This is a genomic window from Pontibacter sp. SGAir0037 (genome assembly GCF_005491705.1).
Classification (GTDB): Bacteria; Bacteroidota; Bacteroidia; order Cytophagales; family Hymenobacteraceae; genus Pontibacter.
This window is the reverse complement of sequence record NZ_CP028092.1, coordinates 1,415,604-1,434,671: the sequence shown is the minus strand read 5'-3', so window position 1 is coordinate 1,434,671 and position 19,068 is coordinate 1,415,604. Positions and strand designations below refer to the sequence as shown.

General features: G+C 45.9%; 12 protein-coding genes. 7 read left to right on the top strand and 5 right to left on the bottom strand.

The features are described from left to right. Window positions 1-194: 194 nt before the first annotated feature. The gene (locus C1N53_RS05940; protein ID WP_137758432.1) at window positions 195-4,586 is read left to right on the top strand and encodes a CusA/CzcA family heavy metal efflux RND transporter; all 4,392 of its coding nucleotides are present in this window, start codon (window positions 195-197) and stop codon (window positions 4,584-4,586) included. Beyond that, window positions 4,586-5,770: an efflux RND transporter periplasmic adaptor subunit gene (locus C1N53_RS05935; protein WP_240773403.1), complete on the top strand. Its 1,185-nt coding sequence runs from the start codon at window positions 4,586-4,588 to the stop codon at window positions 5,768-5,770. The genes C1N53_RS05940 and C1N53_RS05935 overlap by 1 nt, the downstream gene beginning before the upstream one ends. 286 nt (window positions 5,771-6,056) lie before the next feature. Here C1N53_RS05935 and C1N53_RS05930 read toward each other — a convergent pair whose 3' ends face one another. Next, complete coding sequence (locus tag C1N53_RS05930; protein ID WP_137758431.1) at window positions 6,057-6,767, bottom strand: arylesterase; 711 nt, start codon at window positions 6,765-6,767, stop codon at window positions 6,057-6,059. A gap of 152 nt (window positions 6,768-6,919) precedes the next feature. On the opposite strand from C1N53_RS05930, the gene C1N53_RS05925 reads away from it, so the two are divergent. Then, window positions 6,920-7,612 carry an ABC transporter ATP-binding protein gene (locus C1N53_RS05925; protein WP_137758430.1) on the top strand — a complete coding sequence of 231 codons (693 nt, stop codon included), beginning with the start codon at window positions 6,920-6,922 and terminating at the stop codon, window positions 7,610-7,612. Window positions 7,613-7,674: 62 nt separating this feature from the next. After that, window positions 7,675-10,251: an ABC transporter permease gene (locus tag C1N53_RS05920; RefSeq protein ID WP_371415958.1), complete on the top strand. Its 2,577-nt coding sequence runs from the start codon at window positions 7,675-7,677 to the stop codon at window positions 10,249-10,251. A 100-nt stretch (window positions 10,252-10,351) separates the two neighbouring features. Here C1N53_RS05920 and C1N53_RS05915 read toward each other — a convergent pair whose 3' ends face one another. The 4 genes from C1N53_RS05915 to C1N53_RS05900 form a co-directional block, all read right to left on the bottom strand. Continuing rightward, window positions 10,352-11,509: an MFS transporter gene (locus C1N53_RS05915; RefSeq protein WP_240773402.1), complete on the bottom strand. Its 1,158-nt coding sequence runs from the start codon at window positions 11,507-11,509 to the stop codon at window positions 10,352-10,354. A 384-nt stretch (window positions 11,510-11,893) separates the two neighbouring features. Next, entirely contained in the window at window positions 11,894-12,256 is a 363-nt protein-coding gene (locus tag C1N53_RS05910; protein ID WP_137758429.1) for a CoA-binding protein, read from the bottom strand. Window positions 12,257-12,389: 133 nt separating this feature from the next. Next, entirely contained in the window at window positions 12,390-13,970 is a 1,581-nt protein-coding gene (locus C1N53_RS05905) for an NAD(P)/FAD-dependent oxidoreductase (protein ID WP_137758428.1), read from the bottom strand. A 229-nt stretch (window positions 13,971-14,199) separates the two neighbouring features. Further along, entirely contained in the window at window positions 14,200-15,165 is a 966-nt protein-coding gene (locus tag C1N53_RS05900) for a tryptophan 2,3-dioxygenase family protein (protein ID WP_137758427.1), read from the bottom strand. 307 nt (window positions 15,166-15,472) lie between these two features. On the opposite strand from C1N53_RS05900, the gene sdaAB reads away from it, so the two are divergent. From sdaAB to C1N53_RS05885, 3 genes are read left to right on the top strand one after another with little or no spacing between them, the layout of a single operon-like run. Then, a complete protein-coding gene (gene sdaAB, locus C1N53_RS05895) occupies window positions 15,473-16,150 on the top strand; it encodes an L-serine ammonia-lyase, iron-sulfur-dependent subunit beta (RefSeq protein ID WP_137758426.1) in 678 nt (225 codons plus the stop codon). Between the two features lie 14 nt (window positions 16,151-16,164). Next, complete coding sequence (locus C1N53_RS05890) at window positions 16,165-17,655, top strand: TolC family protein (RefSeq protein WP_137758425.1); 1,491 nt, start codon at window positions 16,165-16,167, stop codon at window positions 17,653-17,655. A gap of 6 nt (window positions 17,656-17,661) precedes the next feature. Then, the gene (locus C1N53_RS05885; protein WP_137758424.1) at window positions 17,662-19,062 is read left to right on the top strand and encodes an efflux RND transporter periplasmic adaptor subunit; all 1,401 of its coding nucleotides are present in this window, start codon (window positions 17,662-17,664) and stop codon (window positions 19,060-19,062) included. Window positions 19,063-19,068: the final 6 nt, after the last annotated feature.

The following is a 19,068-nucleotide window of genomic DNA, read 5'->3' as shown; positions in this document are numbered from 1 at the left end:
TTTAAGCTGTAAAGGAAGCTCTTGCACAGCATCAGGCATTATGAAATGCCACGTTATGCCTTTGCATTTATACGGCAAACACCTGCAGCTCTTCTTTTTAATTTATGGTAGCCCTTGCAGCGCACCTGTACTGCCTTTGCATTTTTTGCAGTACAGCGCTATGCTGTATCGTTGCCTCATTTTATATATTTATCATGTTTCAGAAGATCATACAGTTTTCTATAAAGAATAAACTGGTGGTGGGGCTGATGGTACTCATACTTCTGGTATGGGGTGGGTATGCATTGTCACAGTTACCCGTGGATGCTGTACCCGATATCACTAACAACCAGGTACAGGTTGTTACCTCATCGCCAACACTGGCAGCGCAGGAAGTGGAGCGCTTTATTACCACACCCATCGAAATTTCACTGGCAAATGTGCCGAACGTGGTCGAAATGCGTTCTGTTTCGCGCTTCGGCCTTTCTGTTATAACGGTTGTTTTTAACGATGAGGTAGACGTTTACCTGGCCCGGCAGATGATCGGAGAACGCCTGGGTGAGGCTGCTCGCCAGATACCAGAAGAAATGGGCACTCCGGAGATGGCCCCCATCACCACCGGCTTAGGCGAAATTTACCAGTACACGCTGCACACCAGGCCCGACAGCCCGAAAGAATACAGCGCCACCGAACTCAGAACTATACAGGACTGGATTGTAAGACGGCAATTGCTGGGTACACCCGGAGTGGCCGACGTGAGTAGTTTTGGCGGTTATCTAAAAGAATATGAAGTGGCGGTTAACCCCGATAAACTTCGCAGCATGAACCTAACAGTAGCTGAAGTTGTGGCGGCACTGGAAAGTAACAACGAAAATACAGGTGCCGCTTATATTGAAAAAAGCCAGAGCGCCTATTTTATTCGGGGCCTTGGCCTGGTTAGCACGCTGGAAGATATAGAGCAGGTGGTGGTGGTGAACCGTGGAGGAATGCCCGTGCTGGTACGGGATGTAGCCCAGGTTCAATTTGGCCACCCAGTTCGCTACGGAGCCCTTACCCGAAATACAGAAGGTGAAGTAGTGGGTGGTATTGTGCTGATGCTGAAAGGAGCCAACTCTTCGGAGGTTATCCGGAATGTACAGCAACGGGTACAGGAGGTACAGGCTTCTTTACCCGAAGGATTGGTAATTGATGCGTACCTCGACCGCAGTGAGCTGGTAAGCAGAGCAACCAGTACAGTAGCCAAAAACCTGGTCGAAGGTGGCTTAATAGTTATATTTGTGCTGGTTCTGCTACTGGGAAACTTACGGGCCGGCCTGGTAGTAGCTTCCGTTATTCCGCTTTCCATGCTTTTTGCGATAGGCATGATGCATGTGTTCGGAGTTTCGGGTAACCTCATGAGTCTGGGAGCTATCGACTTTGGCTTAATAGTAGACGGTGCAGTCATTATTGTGGAAGGCGTACTTCATTTTATTGTCGTAAAAAATGAGAAACTTCCACTCCGAAAGCTAACACAGCAGGAAATGGATGCAGAAGTCGGAGAGGCTGCTGGCAATATCATGAATTCTGCCGCCTTTGGTATGCTCATCATCCTGATCGTGTACCTGCCCATTATGGCTCTGGTAGGAATAGAGGGAAAGATGTTTAAACCAATGGCTCAGACTGTAAGTTTTGCCATTCTGGGAGCGTTTATACTTTCTCTTACCTATGTGCCTATGGTGTCAACTTTACTGTTGAGCCGCAAAACAAAGCACAAGCCTAATATTTCGGATCGCATCATCGCTGCCTTGCAAAACTTGTATGCACCAGTTATACAATTTGCCCTGGGCAGCCGCAGGTTAGTCATCATATTTGCCCTGGCTCTGTTTGCCTTTAGTCTGTTTGTGTTCAGCCGTATGGGCGGTGAATTTATACCTAACCTGGAAGAAGGCGACCTGGCCATGGACCTTCGCCTGGTACCGGGAGCTTCGCTTACTCAAACCATCGAAACAACCACCAAGGTAAGTGAGATCCTGCTGCGGGACTTCCCTGAGGTGAAAGAAGTAATAGGCAAGATAGGCACTGCAGAAATTCCGACCGACCCTATGCCAATAGAAGCAGCCGATGTAATGGTGATACTGAAACCCAAAGATGATTGGACAAGTGCTTCGAACCGGGAAGAATTGGCCAATAAGATGGACGAGGCGCTTCAGGTGATCCCAGGCGTAAACTATGGCTTTCAGCAACCTATCCAGCTCCGCTTTAATGAGCTGATGACGGGAGCAAAGCAGGATGTGGCTATTAAGATCTTTGGGGAAGACCTTGACCAGCTTTCAGATCTGGCAAATCAGGTTAATAACATTATTGCACCCATAGCAGGTGTACAGGATGTTTTTGTTGAAGAAGTAACTGGTCTGCCACAAATTGTAGTGGAATATAACCGAGGCAACATGTCGAAGTATGGTGTGCAGGTGGCTGATGTGAATGCTGTATTACGCACGGCCTTTGCAGGACAGGCAGCTGGAGCGGTATACGAAGGCGACCGCCGCTTCGACCTGGTGGTACGCATGGAGAGCAACGCAAGAAAAAGCCTGGAAGATATCGAAAACCTATACCTTCCGTTGGCCGCAGGCGGACAAATTCCCATCGGTCAGGTGGCTGATATCAGGTTTGAAGAAGGCCCTATGCAAATATCCAGGGAAGAAGGCAGACGCCGCATAACCATCGGCTTTAATGTACGAAACCGCGATGTGGAATCCATTATTGCAGAGATAGAGGAAAAACTGAACAGCCAGTTAGCACTGCCTGCCGGGTACTTTATCACCTATGGCGGGCAGTTCGAGAACCTGGTGCATGCTAAAAACCGGCTCATGATAGCGGTACCAGCTGCTTTGCTGCTGATCCTGGTGCTCTTATACTTTACCTTTAAGTCAGTTAAGCAAAGCCTGCTCATTTTCACGGCTATACCACTTTCAGCCATCGGAGGGATTTTTGCCCTCTGGCTACGCGACATGCCTTTCAGTATATCGGCAGGAGTGGGCTTTATTGCCTTGTTTGGCGTGGCGGTTCTGAATGGTATTGTCTTGATCGGCTACTTTAATCAGCTGGAGCGGGAAGGAGTGAATGATCTTTATGAAAGGGTAATGCTGGGCACAAAGGTGCGGCTCCGGCCGGTTATCATGACGGCATCCGTAGCGGCCCTCGGTTTCCTGCCGATGGCACTTTCAGGTTCAGCTGGTGCCGAAGTACAAAGGCCGCTGGCAACCGTTGTAATTGGAGGATTATTTACCTCTACACTTCTTACACTGGTAGTACTGCCTGTTTTATACTTTACGTTTTCAGGCAGCAGAACACAAGCCGGCAACCTGTCTATGGGCACAGGCAAGGCGGGGCTTCTTCTACTGCTTTTAGGTACTCTATTACTGCCGCAGCATGTAAAGGCTCAGGAACAACCTTCGCAGGTTTATACGCTCTCAGGGGCTATAGAACATGCAAAGCAGCATAATTTAACAGTTCAGGGAGCTTCTTATACAATCCAGCAGGAACAGGCTCTTCGCAAAGCCGCAGTCGATTTGCCAAAGACAAACCTTTCCTACAGCCGGGGCCAGATAAGCACCGCCAGAACAGATGATTATATTTCGGTTTCTCAGCAGTTCTCTTTTCCGACAGTGTACCAGAAGCAGGCAAAGCTTGCTGATGCGGGTATACACCAGGCAGAAGTTCGCAAAAGCATTGTGGAACAAGAGCTGGTACGCGATGTGAAGCAAGCGTATTACCAGTTGCTTTACCAACAGGCACGGCTAAGATTATTACAGGCACAGGATAGCCTGTATGGTAGTTTTGCCAGAGCTGCCGCCATACGCTTCAGAACCGGCGAGACAGGTTACCTGGAGCAGGCAACTGCCGAAGCGAGAACATTAGGGCTGCGAACCGAAATGCAACAGGCAAAGGCTGATCTCAACATCGTAAACCAACAACTGCAATTACTGCTGCAGTCAGAACAACCTGTTTTTTTTACAGAAGAACAGCTTTCCAAACGCCAGTCGCCGTTGCTCACCGATTCGGCATCTGCAGATCGCCACCCGTACCTGGCCTGGCTACAGAGCGAATTAACAGTGGCTCAGCAACGAACCGACCTTGAACAAGCCAGGTTGTTACCCGATATCACGCTGGGGTATTTTAACCAGAGCTTTGTGGGAGAGAGCCCAAGGGATAACAGCGGTGTTGTTTATGGAACCGGAGACCGATTTAACGGCTTTGAGGCTGGCGTAGCCATCCCTCTTTGGTTTGGAGCGCAGCGTGCAAGAATTAAAGGCTCCAAACTTCAGGAGGAAGCGCTTAAAAGTCAGATAAGCTATCAGCAGCAGCAGATCAAAACCGAAGTACAAAAACTCTTACAGGAGCTTTACAAGCACCAGTATACGTTGTCATACTTCGAAGACGGTGCTCTGAAGCAGGCGACTCAAATGGAAAAGGCAGCCCAGTTAAGCTTTAGCACAGGCGACATTGACTATGTAGAATATGTGCAAGCCTTAGATCAGGCCTATCAACTTAAAAAGGAATACATCAACACTTTAAGAAATTATAACGAAGTGCTGATATTAATTGAATTTACAGCTGGAATAGAATAATGATGTATACTAGAAAATTTCTTACAGTTTTTCTACTGTCTGGTTTTATAGCCCTTTCATCCTGCTCTGAGAAGCAGCAGGAGGCTGAAAACACGGCAGCAGGCACGGCAGAAAAAGGGGAGGCAAAAAATACTTCTGACGAAGTGGCTTTTTCCCGGGAGCAGCAACAGGTAAGTGGTATTGCATTGGGTAACCTGGAAGCAAGAACACTCTCAACCCGCATACAGGCCAACGGGCAGCTACAACTCCCGCCTCAGAACAAGGCCAGCATCAACCCATTGATGGGCGGTGTGGTACAACAGATTAATGTAATAGAGGGCGAATACGTACAAAAAGGGAAGGTGCTTGCCACTATTCAGAACCCGGAACTTATTAAGCTACAGGAAGAATACCTGACTACACGTAACCAGCTGAACTTTGCTGAACTGGATTACGAGCGCCAGGACATATTGGCCAAAGAAGAAGTAGGTTCCCGGAAAAAGTTCGAGCAGGCAAAAACAGATGTGCAGGTGCAACGCTCCAGAATGAAAGCGCTGGGAGTGCACCTGACAACTCTTGGACTATCTACCCGCAAAATAGAAGCTGGAAATATCACTTCTACACTTTCTGTTGTGGCACCTATCAGCGGCTATGTAAGACTGGTGGAAGTGAATATAGGCACTTTTGCCCAGCCTGGTCAGGAGATGTTTGAAATTGTAGACAATCACCACCTGCACCTCGATTTAAATGTGTTCGAAAAAGACTTTCACCTGGTAGAAAAAGGGCAAAAGGTATTGTTTACACTTCCTAATGTTGCCAAGGAGCCAATAGAAGCCAAGGTATTTTCGGTAGGGAAGGCTTTCGAAGGCGACTCACGTATGGTAACCGTACATGCAGAGATTACCCATACTACCGACAGCAAGCTATTGCCAGGTATGTACATCAATGCACAGATACTCGCCGGCGATCAGAAAATTCCGGCCTTACCAGAAGATGCTGTAGTCCGGTACAAAGGCAAAAACTATATTTTCCACCAGCAGCAGCCAACAGTGTTTAAAATGGCAGAGGTAGAAACTGGCGTGACCGAGAATGGTTTTACAGCGGTTAGTTTAAAAGAGGATTTGCCTGCGGATACACAGTTCGTCACGAAAGGCGCTTATTATATATTGGCAGAGAAAATGAAATCAGAAGTATCAGAAGAATAGACGGCACTAAAAAAGAAATGGGTTCTCGTGATGAGAACCCATTTCTATATTCTGAAAAACTTTCAACTTTTAGCCATGCTTTTATACGAAAACCACTCTAGCGAAAGTTACGGTTGCAGAAAAAATATTTAAAAAAATTTGCCCTAAAATCAAAAACGGCAAGAGCTCCGTTTTTAAGGAAATCTTGCCGTTATATGATTGAAAAACTTTCAACTTTTAGCCGTTTATTTATACGGAGTAGATGTCATAGAAGGTTACATTTTTTCCAGGAAAAAAATTCTGACAATTAACTGTCCTCCCTTAATATAGGCTCCAATACAGCCCAGGTGTTCTGAGCCAATATCTTCTGGCCTTCTTCCGTCGGGTGTATACCATCTTTCTGGTTAAGCTTCGGAATGCCTCCTACACCTTCTAGAAGGAAAGGAATCAGTCTTACGTTTTCATCTTCGGCTAAACGTATGTATACTTCTCTGAACTCCTGCGTGTACTGCTGCCCCATACTCGGAGGAAGCTGCATACCTGCCAGTATAATTTCTGCTTCTGGGTATTTTGCCCGTACCTGCTGTATAATAGATTGAAGATTTGCATAGGTATCGCTTGGTGCTATGCCCCGCAATCCGTCGTTAGCGCCTAATTCCAGCACAAAAACATCTACCGGCTGGCGCAACAGCCAGTCTACCCGGCTTTTGCCTCCCGCTGAGGTTTCACCGCTTACCCCCGCATTCACAACCCGGTATGGCAGGTCAAGAGAATCAATACGCTCTTGTATAAGAGCAGGAAAAGCCTGATCCGGCTCCAGCCCGTAGCCAGCTGTTAAGCTGTTTCCAAAGAAAATAATATTCTTTTGCCGCTGTTTCTCGCTTTGTTGGTTAGGAGCATTGGTCTGTGCCCGGCCCTCCTGTTCTGCCTGTACCCGATCTTCGCGCTCAACCTGGCTGCAACTGCTGCAAAGGAGGGCTGTTACGAAACCAAGTACTAAAAAATTATTCTTTTTCACGTTTTATCTAATTTGATTTCTAATTTTATAAGCTGCCTCGTCAAAACTTTAACGTAGCAAATCAGTTAATAGGTTTTGGCCTTTTCAGGAGATAAAATAATCAGAAACTATTTTAGTTATTCCTTCAGAACAAAATTAACGCAAAATATAGCATGTCTACTATTCTCGAAATACGAGACCTTCAGAAAACCTACCATAGCGGCGATCGGCACCTTACGGTACTGCATGATGTTAACTTTTCCTTACAGGCAGGCGACACCTGCTCCATTGTGGGTCCTTCAGGTTCTGGCAAGACTACATTGCTTGGTTTATGTGCGGGCCTTGACCGTGCAAGCGCAGGTTCTGTCATTTTAAACGGCATAGCCCTGGATAATCTTTCTGAAGATAAACGCGCGCAGGTCAGGAACCAGTATGTCGGTTTTATATTTCAGAATTTCCAGCTTATCCCTACGCTTACCGCTCTCGAAAATGTCATGGTTCCCTTAGAACTCCGCGGAGAGCGCAATGTGCAGCGGCAGGCGCTGGAACTCTTAGGCAGAGTAGGTCTGGCTGAAAGGCACGATCATTATCCAACGCAGCTTTCTGGTGGTGAGCAGCAACGGGTATCGCTGGCAAGGGCTTTCTCCAACAGACCAACCATCCTTTTTGCTGATGAACCCACCGGCAATTTAGATGAGGAAACTGGTGAACGGGTGGAAAAATTGCTTTTCGACCTGAACGAAGAAGCCGGCACGACACTGGTGGTCGTAACGCATGACCTGGAACTGGCCCAACGCACGCAGCGCATCATACGCATTAAGGGTGGCACCGTCGTGTCTGATAACATGGCGGCCCCCAAACTGTAAGCAGGTAAAGCTTTGCTCGCTTAAACTATATCAATAAGGTTTTTAATTCTTTATAGATCATTTTGAAAGAAGAACTCGAAGAAGATAACCTGCCGAAACAACGGCTGCAGTTATCGTGGCTCCTTCAGATGGCCTGGCGGGATACCCGGCGCAACAGGGGCAAACTAGTCCTTTTTTTATCCTCCATTGTGCTGGGCATAGCTGCCCTGGTTGCCATTAACTCATTCCGGGATAGCCTGCAGGTAGCCATCGATGAAAAAGCCCGTTCTCTGATTGGTGCAGACATGGTCATAGCCATCAACAAAGAACCTGATTCTGTTTCGATTGCATTAGTAGACTCCATTGCAGCACTTGGTAAGCGGTCTGACGAAAACCGCCTGCTTTCGATGGTATACTTTGAGCGTACCAACGTTACAAGGCTGGTACAGGTACGTGCCCTGGAAGGAGAATTTCCTTATTTTGGCACTATTGAAACAGAGCCGGAAAATGCCAGCAGGTCTTTCCGTAATGGCCGAAAAGCATTGGTAGACTATAACCTTATGCTGCAGTACGACGCAAAGTCGGGTGATATAATCCGGGTGGGGCAGCAATCGTTTCAGATAGAAGGCGAGCTGCATCGTATACCTGGCCAGACTGCTCTAACAGCTGCCGTCGCTCCGGTTGTCTATATTCCTCGTCAATTTTTGCCTGAAACAGGGCTGATGCAGCGCGGGAGCCGGGTATCTTACTACTATTACCTCGACCTGCCCGATTCGGTGCAGCCAGATACGCTGGGTAACAGCATGAAAGACAGGTTTGAAGAGTATGGCATTTATTACGATACCGTGGAAACCAGGAAAGAAAGTATGGGCCAATCGTATGATGAGCTGGCTCGTTTCCTGGCCCTGGTTGGTTTTGTTGCCCTCCTGTTAGGCTGCGTAGGCGTAGCCAGTGCCGTGCACGTATATATGCGTGATAAACTTTCTACGATAGGTATACTGCGCTGCCTTGGTTTAAGTGGGAAGCAAACCTTCCTGATCTACCTGTTCCAGGTAATGGGCATGGGGCTCGTAGGTGGACTGGCAGGGGCTGTGCTGGGCAGTATCGTGCAGCTTATCCTTCCGGCGCTATTCAAGTCTTTTTTACCTGTTGACGTGGAGGCATACTTTTCTTTCGGAGCTGCTTTACAAGGCGTACTGCTGGGTGTTATTGTTTCGGTGCTTTTTGCCTTGCTTCCGCTTCTCACCATCAGGCAGGTTTCTCCGCTTATCACACTTAAGGCCAGTACCGAACATCTTACAAGCCAGAAAGATCCTTTGCGTTGGGGCGTTTATGGCCTGATTCTGGTGTTTATTCTTATCTTCTCCTGGTGGCAGATGGGAACCTGGTGGCAGGCTGGCACTTTCACAGGCGGTGTTATTGCTGCCTTTCTGGTGCTGGCTGTGCTCGCAAAGCTATTATCTTTTGCCGTTAAAAAATTCTTCCCGACGGGTTGGGGCTATGTATGGCGGCAGGGGCTGGCCAACTTATACAGGCCAAACAACCAGACACTGTTATTAATGGTATCGATCGGTTTGGGCACAGCGCTCATAGGTACTTTATATATGGTGCAACGCACTTTGCTCAGCGAAGTATCTATTGCGAGTAGTACAGGCCAGCCTAACCTGGTGCTGTTTGATATCCAGAATTCACAGCGGGATTCTATTGCTGCTTTAACCAAAGAAAAAGGACTGCCAATTATCTATTATGATCCAATGGTTACAGTGCGGCTTGAGCGGGTAAACAACCTGACAGGTGCTGATGTAAGAAAGGATTCTACGCTTGATATTCCTTCCTGGATGTTTACACGGGAATATCGCATCAGTTACAGGAACCACCTGACAGAAGCTGAAAAAAGCCTGCAAGGGTCCTGGAACAGCAACAACGATGTATCAGGAGAACTCATACCCGTCTCGCTGGAAGAACGTTATGCAGAGCGCATCAAAGCGGAACTTGGAGACACCATGGTTTTCAACGTGCAGGGAGCCATGATCAGTGCGAAGGTAAACCATATCCGAAAAGTGGAGTGGAACAGGGTTATGAGCAATTTCCAGATATTGTTTCCGGAAGGTGTTCTAGAAAACGCTCCCCAGTTTCATGTGCTCATGACCCGAAGCGATAACCAGCAGCAGGCCGCCCAGTTCCAGCGCCAGATCGTAGAACAATATCCGAATGTATCAGCTATCGGGCTGGACCTTATTCTGCAAACGCTGGACGAAGTGGTAAGTCAAATTTCTTTTGTGATTCAGTTTATGGCCTTGTTCAGCATTTTTACGGGTTTGCTGGTTTTGGTTGGCTCCGTTAATGTCAGCAAGTTTCAGCGGATACAGGAAAGCATCCTGTTGCGTACACTTGGCGCAAGCCGGAAACAAATTTTTGCCATTACAGCATTGGAGTACACTTTATTGGGTTTTCTGGCTGCAGCAACAGGTTGTGTTATTGCTTTTGGTGCCGCCTGGGCGCTGGCTGTCTACAGTTTCGAAGTAGAGTTTGTGCCAGTGCTATGGCCACTTCTCGTCATTTTTGTACTGGTAACACTTTTAACACTGTTGGTAGGCTTATTCAATAGCCGCGGAATTCTAAACCGCCCACCACTGGAGGTGCTGAGAAGAGAAGCTTAGAAGCATGCGCAGTCTTTGATTTATGTAAAACTTTACTGGTACCTGCACCATCTTCCTGTGTTTATGTTTTTAAACCATGAAATATAAACACAGGAAGTATTTACAAAGCTTTCGTGCGTGAAGCGATGATGGTGACAAAGAATCCCATTATTGCGATGATGGTGAAGGAAATACGAAGGCTTGTGGCACCAGCTACCAAACCAATCAGAGGAGGTCCTAAAAGAAAACCCAGGAAACTAATAGATGACACAGCCGCTAAAGCTACACCGGGTGACATTGCTTTTGATTTGCCGGCGGCACTGTACACGAGGGGTACGACAGAAGAAACACCGGCACCAACAAAAAAGAAACCAATAATGGACGAAATAAAATAAGGGAAAACAACGGCAATCATTAATCCCAGAGCTATTAAAACACCACTACCTTGCAGAATTCTTTTTAAGCCAAACCTGGCCGTAAGGCTGTCCGCTACAAATCTACCGGATGCCATGGTGCTCATAAATGCGGTATAACCTGCGCCTATCATGGCTTTTTCAGCTAATATTACCTTCCGGAAGTAAACACCACTCCAATCAAACATAGCTCCCTCACATATCATGGCACAAAAGGCGATCAGGCCTAAGTTCAGCAAAGATTTATCGGGCATGGCAAAAACAGGCTGATCTTCGCCTGTTTTCACATCTTCTGTCAGGATAAAGCGAGAAGCAACAAAAACACCAGCTATCGTTAACAACATAATCAGGAAAAAATGCTGGTAAGGCTGCATTTCAAGGCCAATCATCAGGGTGCCAATGGCAGCACCAAAAAAACCAGCGAGGCTCCAGAAACCATGGAAAGTAGCCATGATAGGTTTGTTATAGATCGCCTCCACACCAACAGCCTGTGTATTAACGGCAATATTTACGGCATTGGCAGCAAAGCCAAACACAAACAGAATTGCACATAGAACAGCTACATGGTTGGCAAGACCAATAGAGAAAAGAAAAATACTATAAAGCAGGAGAGAAGTAATGACAACAATCCGGCTGCCGACTTTCGCAATTAACCAGCCGGAGAATGGTAAGGACAACATTAATCCAATTGGCAACGAAAAAAGGACCATGCCCAATGCTGTTTCAGATAACTGCAGCTTCTCCTGTATACTTGGTATGCGCGAACCCCAACTGGCAAAGCAAAGTCCCTGCAGGAAAAACATACTTCCTACTGCTACTCGATAAGTCGTTTTAGAATACCTGTTGGCCAGGGTAGTGTTCATCATAATAATCGCGGCTATGAAACAAGAAGGCAAGTTACAACAAAACCTAAAAATAAATGTACCTACATTTAATATATCTGAATACTAGGCAGGTACTATACTTATTCAAAGTTGAAGTAACACATGAACCTCTACCATTTAAACTTATATATTCATGTACTTTACGGAACTATAGAAACTCAGCACAAGCTTTTTGGTTGGCAGGAAATTTATAAGGATGCGGGAGGGCAGGTGCCGTATAAGCAGGAAAAGACATAAAAATAGGGACCTCTTACACAGAAGTCCCTATTTTGTTAAGTGAACAAACATAGACAACAATGCCATCTGCCTGTTATATTTTCTTATAACGAACCCCTTTCAAAGAGGTTACACAAAAAAAATATTTTTTTAATAAGTACCGGAAGCCAACATAACCAGTGTGCAATGATGCAAGGCCTCTATATTATTTTCAGCAGCGAGCCGTTCTAACTCACGGTTTTCAGTGCCAGGGTTAAAGATGATTCTTTTAGGCTTGAGAGCAAGAATATAATCGTACCAGTAAGGCTGATTCTTAGGTCCTACATACAGCGTTACCGTATCAACATCTTCTTCTGTTTCAGACAAGTCATTTTTCATCTCTATACCTGCCACTTCTCCTTTCCGCAATCCTACCGGTACTACTTCATAGCCATTTTGCTTCAGCTTGTGTACTGCTCTATAGGCATAACGGCTTGGATTATCAGTGGCACCAACAACAACTGTCTTTTTCATATCCTTTTTTATTTCAGATCAAACAAGTATATACCTATTGTACAGCCGGTTCATCTAAAAAGTTGGGAAAACTGGCAATGCAAAACCTATATCCGGCTCACTTTTAAGTAGATATAACCACTTAATAATAGCCTTACCTGAACATCAAGCCAGCTTTTACTGCTGCTTTTTCAGCGCATCTTTCGCCATCCATGGCGGCAGAAACGATACCACCGGCATAGCCTGCTCCTTCGCCACAAGGGAAAAGTCTCTTTACCTGAACATGCTCCAGGGTTTCTTTATCGCGTGGAATACGAACAGGTGAAGAAGTTCTGCTTTCTACACCAATAATCTGCGCTTCGTTTGAAAGATAGCCCCTCATTTTATTGCCAAAGCCTTTAAAACCTTCACGTAAACGATAGGACATATCTGCTGAGAACAGCTCATTCATATCTACAGAGGCCAGACCTGGCTGGTAAGACGTTTCCAAGAGTGCCCCACTGGCCTTTTTACGGGTAAAATCCTGTAGCAACTGGGCAGGAGCCACCTGGGTGCCACCAGCCATAGCGCATGCTTTTTGTTCGAGCGCCTGCTGCATTCGCAATCCGGCTAAAGCACCGTACTTCTGCAGTTCCATGTCTTCCAGCTCTATTGCCACCACTATACCGGAATTGGCAAATCGTGAATCGCGGCGGCTAGGCGACATGCCATTTACCACCACTTCGCCGGGTGCCGTTGCTGAAGGCACAATAAAGCCGCCAGGGCACATACAGAAAGAGAAAATACCACGTTGCCTGTTGTTATAAACAGTTTGCTGTACCAGTGCATAAGAAGAGGCAGGTAAATAAGGTCCGCGATCGTCACAGTGATATTGAATACGATCAATCAAACTTTGCTGATGCTCTACGCGGACCCCCATGGCAAAAGGCTTAGCTTCAACGGTAATGTTGCTGGCATGCAGCAGCTCAAAAATATCGCGGGCGCTGTGGCCGGTTGCCAAAATTACAGCCTCTCCGGAGTATTCCTGTCCATCCTGCGTTACGACCCCGCGCATTTCACCGTTTTCAACTATAAAATCAGAGACTCTTTTGTCGAAAAGCACCTCACCACCGGCTGAGCGTACTGTTTCCCGTATGTTCTCAATAATTTTAGGCAGCTTGTTTGTACCTATATGCGGATGCGCATCAAAAAGAATATCGGGAGTGGCACCATGTTGCACCAGGATCTGGAGCACACGCTGCACGTCACCGCGTTTCTTGGAACGGGTATATAGCTTTCCATCGGAATAGGTACCGGCACCACCTTCACCGAAACAATAGTTAGAGTCAGGGTTAACAGTATGTTCTTTGTTGATGGCCGCCAGATCGCGGCGGCGGCTACGAACATCTTTGCCACGTTCCAGCACAACAGGCTTTAAGCCCAGTTCAATACATCGCAGGGCAGCAAACAACCCGGCTGGCCCGGCTCCCACAATAATTACCTGTTTCTTTCCGGTAACATCAGGATACGTATAAGCAGGACCAAGAATATCGGCAGGAGGACTATCCAGATAAACATCGGCCCGAACACGCAGCTGGACCTGGCGGCCACGGGCATCAATAGAGCGCTTTACCCGGTGAATGAATTTAACATCTTCAGGTTTTACACTAGCGCTCTTTAAGATCTCATTTTCAAGCAACAGGGCATCGTAGCCCACTTCTGGCGAAACCACCAGTTCAATTTCTTTCTTTCTCATTTACTGCAGGTAAGGTAGTTAACCTTAAACTTAAGATACTATTCTTCAGAAGCTGGATTTCAGACCTCTGATATTTAAAAACAAGTAATCATCTATTCACTCTTCCCAGTAAACTGAGAACCCCAGTTTACTGGGAAGATTTTTAAAGCTTCATAACACTTTATTCAGCAGACAAATTCATTCGCACATCAGCACATGGAAGAATTTTCTACTTATTAATTTTTCACGTTTAAAAATCACCGTTCAGGATTTTTTCTACCCAACCTTTTCCCCAGTTATCGTGTTCTTCCTGCGACCAAAGCTCCGGGTAAAATACGCGCTTCTGGAAGCGGGGAGGCAGGTACTTTTGCCAGTTAGTGCCACCGGTTGCGGCAATCACATCCGGATCGCGCTGCAGGTAGCGAACTGCAGACTTATAGTGCATAAGCGGCCAGTTTACGTTCACATTGCTATCCAGTTCACGCAGCATCCTGATCAGGCGGGGGTTCTGCTGATCTTCCTGAGGCAATCGTTTGTAAACAGACCATACATTCATCTGCTCATACTTTTTGGCAAACAGGATCAACTGATCCGTATACTTCTCTTCGAAGCGGAGCAGCGTTAATGTTTTGGAACCGGAGGCCATTTCTGTCGCTCCTTCCTTCCAATAAATACAGCCTATCATTTCCTCATGGGTACTTTGTAAACCTAAGGCAGCGCGTTTGTCTTTCGCCATCAGGTTTCGCAGGTCTGTAGATGCAATCTCGATCATGCGGTACTGCACCGATTGAAAGCCGCTGGCGGGCATTAAAGCCATCCTGAACTGCAGAAACTGCTTTGCATCCATGCCATCCACCATCACATCAAAAGAATCTATCAGGTTTTCGAAGTAGCGGTTTATACGCTTCAAGCGTTTGAGCAACATCTCTACCGTAATAGCCTTATCTTCACCTATCTGCCTGAATTCTTCGAGGCAAAGCTTAAAGTATAGTTCCGTTATCTGATGATACATGATAAAGATGTTCTCATCAGGTATCGTTGTTCTTGGGTTCTGCAGACTCAGCAGCGTATCGAGATGAATATAATCCCAGTAGTTTAGAAAGTCGGTATGGTATAAGCCTTCCAGATAAGCTGCCAAATCCTGCCCGAGCGGGACATACTTTTGTTCCAGCCTCCTTAATTGTTCCAGTACTTCTGGTTTAAAATCTTGGCTCATTTTCAAGTGTTATAGGTGAGAATCCTTAAAAACAGTGCAAATAAAGCAAAAGAATAAGACTTTAAGCCTCTTTAGCCGCCACAATTGCTTTATTATTTACCTAAGCTGTGGCACAGGCAACCGCATGGAGCAAATCTGCATCATAGCGAAAGAGAAGATACAGGCAGCTTGGTGCGGCTTAAAATCAGTTTCGTAGATCAAAAAGGGCAGTTAGTCTAAATAAACCATATTTAGGCTGGATAACATGCGATACTGACGCAGAATTGTTAAATTTGGGTTTTACGATATTACACTGCAACTTGCATACATGGCTGAAAAAAGTAGTGTATTTGATATGATCGGACCCGTGATGATCGGACCATCCAGTTCGCATACGGCTGGCGTGGTGAGGATAGCGAGAGCTGCTATCCGGGTGCTGGGGGCAGCACCAGAGAAGGCAACTATAACATTTTATAACTCTTTTGCCCGAACCTATGAAGGTCATGGCAGCGACAGGGCTATAGTAGCAGGTTTACTTGATTTTAAAACAGATGACAAGCGCATAAAAGATGCTTTTGTTCACGCAAAGGAGCGAGGGCTGCAATATACCTTCAAATCTGTTGGCAATGCCTCCACCATGCACCCGAATACAATCAAACTAAATCTTCAGGCGGGAGACCGGTCTGTAGAAGTTGTAGGGCAAAGCAGGGGCGGCGGTGTTATCAAGATTGTGGAAGTAGATGGATTTACTGCCAACTTTTCTGCGAACCAGCACACACTCATTATAGACGCAGACGATGTAAAAGGAAGCATTGCCTTTATAGCTTCTGTTGTAGCGCACGACGACTGCAACATTGCTACCATGAGTGTGTCGAGGAAAGGTAAAAATGAACTTGCAAGACAATTTTTAGAAATGGATTCAGGAATAAAACCTATTACGCTGGAGTATCTCAGGCAGTTGAGCTGGATAAAAAACATCATCTACATCCCAAATATCGACCTATAATATTAAATAACACTATGAAAAAAGTGCCTAACAAAATACTGCTGCTCGCTCTTGGACTTTCTCTTGCAGCCTCTTCGGGGGTTTCGGCTCAACAACAAACACAAGCAACAAATGGTAATGACGGCGCCTGGTCATTATTAGAAGCTGTTAATTATGCAAAAGCAAATAACCTGCAGGTAAAACAAAACGGATTAAACCGAAATTTAAATCAAGCGGAGTTAACCCAATCTCTATTCGGGCGCTTACCAAACATAAGTGCCAGTGGAAGCTTTGGATCAAATTCAGGTTCATTTCAAGATCCGGTAACATTTAGCCTTCTTACACAAAGCGCTCAAACAGGTAATTTTTCTTTAAGCGCGAACTTACCCCTTTTCGCCGGATTTCAGCAAACGAATGCTATAAAACAAAACAGGCTGCTTCTTCAGGCAAGCGAACAAGAATATTTATCAGCACAGAATGATGTGACTATTCAAGTGGTAACAGCTTATTTGAATATTCTTTTCGCAAATGAGTTGATGAAAACATCTGAACTTCAACGCTCTCTGACACAGCAGCAACTAGAACGAACAAGAACCTTATTCAGAGCGGGCAGTGTTGCAGAGAATGCAGTGCTTGATCTTGAATCGCAATTTGCTACTGATGAACTGAATCTCATCACTGCGCAGAATCAACGTGATGTAGCTCGCCTGTCCCTGATGCAGTTGTTAAATATCCCGACTACTGAAAATTTTGAGATTGAGATTCCGGCTATTCCTGATCCTGATCAGGCTCCGGTATTAGTAGACGGAAATCAAGTTTTCGAAATTGCTGAACAAACATTGCCAGCTATAAAAGCAGTAGATCTCAGATCAAGAAGCTCAGAAATTGGAGTAGACGTGGCAAGAGGGGCTTATTATCCTAGATTAAGTATCTTTGCAGGCTTGGGAAGCAGGTATTCCAGCGCTAGTCAATTCTTAACAGGTAGAGAGACAACAAATTTCGGATATTTACGGCAGGAGTTCTTTCCTAATGCCGATGGAACCGGCACAGGTACTACAGTATACGTACCTAGTCTACAGGTAACCCCTGTCTATGGTGATTACCCTTTCATAGATCAATTAAAAGATAACATCAACCAACAAGTTGGTGTGTCACTTCAAATTCCGATCTTTAACGGACTTCAGGTTAGAACTGGCGTTGCCAGAGCTCAAATAGCAAGAGAAAACGCACGTGTAAATGCGGATATTGCACGCAATAACTTAAGACAAACCATTGAGCAGGCGTATGTAGATGCTGTTGCGGCTCAACGCCGTTATGTAGCTGCGAAGGAGCAGGTAAATGCTTCTGAGAAGAACTTCAGAAACGCTGAATTGCGTCTCAACAGTGGCGTAATCAATGCTGTTGATTTTAATGTTATCGCTAACACATACCGCTCTGCTCAGTCGAGCTTACTTCAGGCTAAATACGAGTATACCTTCAAACTTAAAGTACTAGACTTTTATCAAGGCAAAGAACTTTCATTATAATAAATCATGGCTAGAAAGAAATCAAGACTCATTCCAATTCTGATCGGTGTACTGGTATTAATACTCGTTCTGGGTGTAGTCGCTAAAAAGGCAGGTTGGGTTGGCAAAGACGAAGGCACAGAAGTTGTCTTATCAGAAGCTAAACGAGTAGAGATAGTTGAAAAAGTAAGTGCTTCAGGTAAAATACAGCCTGAAACTGAGGTGAAGATAAGCCCCGATGTTTCCGGTGAAATTATAGAACTGAATGTAGAAGAAGGCGACTCGGTTGTGAAAGGACAGCTGCTCTTACGAATTCGACCTGACAATTACCAGTCGATGGTGGATGCGCAACAGGCAGGCGTAAACCAGACACGGGCAAACTTGTCGCAGGCGAAAGCCCGCCTGGCTCAGGCGAAAGCGAACCAGGTACAGGTAGAGCAGAACTATGAACGAAACAGGCAGCTTTTTCAGCAGAAAGTTATTTCTGAAGCCGATTTTCAGCAGATTGAAGCCAACTATCAGGCAGGAAAGCAGGAAATTGTTAGCCTGGAGCAGAGTGTACGTGCTGCGGAATTCAGCGTACAAAATGCGCTTGCCTCTTTAAAAGATGCGCGTGAGAACCTGAACAAAACAACCATTTATGCACCTGTTAGCGGTACAGTTTCTAAACTGAATGTGGAGCAGGGCGAGCGTGTAGTTGGTACTTCGCAGATGGCCGGTACTGAGATTATGCGTATTGCAAACCTGAACAACATGGAAGTTCGCGTAAACGTGAATGAAAACGACATCATTCGTGTAGGCATGGGCGACTCTGTAATTGTGGAAGTGGACTCTTATGCCAGCAAAGACGAAAAGTTTAAAGGTGTGGTAACCGCTATCGCTAACACAGCAAAAGACGCCACTTCATTGGAAGCCGTAACAGAGTTTGAAGTGCGCATCCGTTTGCTCAACGACTCCTATACGCATTTATCACAGAAGAACCAACGTCCTTTCCGGCCAGGTATGACAGCTTCGGTAGATATTATTACCGAGCGAAAAAGTAATGTTTTATCTGTACCTTTGTCTGCCGTTACAACCCGCACAAACCAGGGCGGTACTACAACTCCTGCCGCAGGTGAACAGCCAGGCGACCAGAATAATGCTTCGGCACAGCAGGGAGATCAGGCGCAGGCAGCTGCAGCTACACCAGCTGAAGAAGTTGTGTTTGTATACGATAAGGCAGAAAATGTAGTAACAACAGTAAAGGTTAAAACAGGTATCAGCGATTTTGATAATATCGAAATACTTAGCGGTATTAACGAGGGGCAGCAGGTAGTGTCAGGTCCGTTCAGGGCAGTATCTACTACTTTAAAAGATGGCGCTAAAGTAGCTGTAAAAGACTCTAAAACGTTAGATAAATCAGCTATTGCAGCAGAAAGCCCGCAATAGCGCAGG

What these genes read in the sequence shown, in the direction of transcription:
- C1N53_RS05940 (WP_137758432.1), top strand. Translation starts at nt 195, where the DNA reads ATGTTTCAGAAGATCATACAGTTTTCTATAAAGAATAAACTGGTGGTG.
- C1N53_RS05935 (WP_240773403.1), top strand. Translation starts at nt 4,586, where the DNA reads ATGATGTATACTAGAAAATTTCTTACAGTTTTTCTACTGTCTGGTTTT.
- C1N53_RS05925 (WP_137758430.1), top strand. Translation starts at nt 6,920, where the DNA reads ATGTCTACTATTCTCGAAATACGAGACCTTCAGAAAACCTACCATAGC.
- C1N53_RS05915 (WP_240773402.1), bottom strand. Translation starts at nt 11,509, where the DNA reads ATGATGAACACTACCCTGGCCAACAGGTATTCTAAAACGACTTATCGA.
- C1N53_RS05910 (WP_137758429.1), bottom strand. Translation starts at nt 12,256, where the DNA reads ATGAAAAAGACAGTTGTTGTTGGTGCCACTGATAATCCAAGCCGTTAT.
- C1N53_RS05905 (WP_137758428.1), bottom strand. Translation starts at nt 13,970, where the DNA reads ATGAGAAAGAAAGAAATTGAACTGGTGGTTTCGCCAGAAGTGGGCTAC.
- C1N53_RS05900 (WP_137758427.1), bottom strand. Translation starts at nt 15,165, where the DNA reads ATGAGCCAAGATTTTAAACCAGAAGTACTGGAACAATTAAGGAGGCTG.
- sdaAB (WP_137758426.1), top strand. Translation starts at nt 15,473, where the DNA reads ATGGCTGAAAAAAGTAGTGTATTTGATATGATCGGACCCGTGATGATC.
- C1N53_RS05890 (WP_137758425.1), top strand. Translation starts at nt 16,165, where the DNA reads ATGAAAAAAGTGCCTAACAAAATACTGCTGCTCGCTCTTGGACTTTCT.
- C1N53_RS05885 (WP_137758424.1), top strand. Translation starts at nt 17,662, where the DNA reads ATGGCTAGAAAGAAATCAAGACTCATTCCAATTCTGATCGGTGTACTG.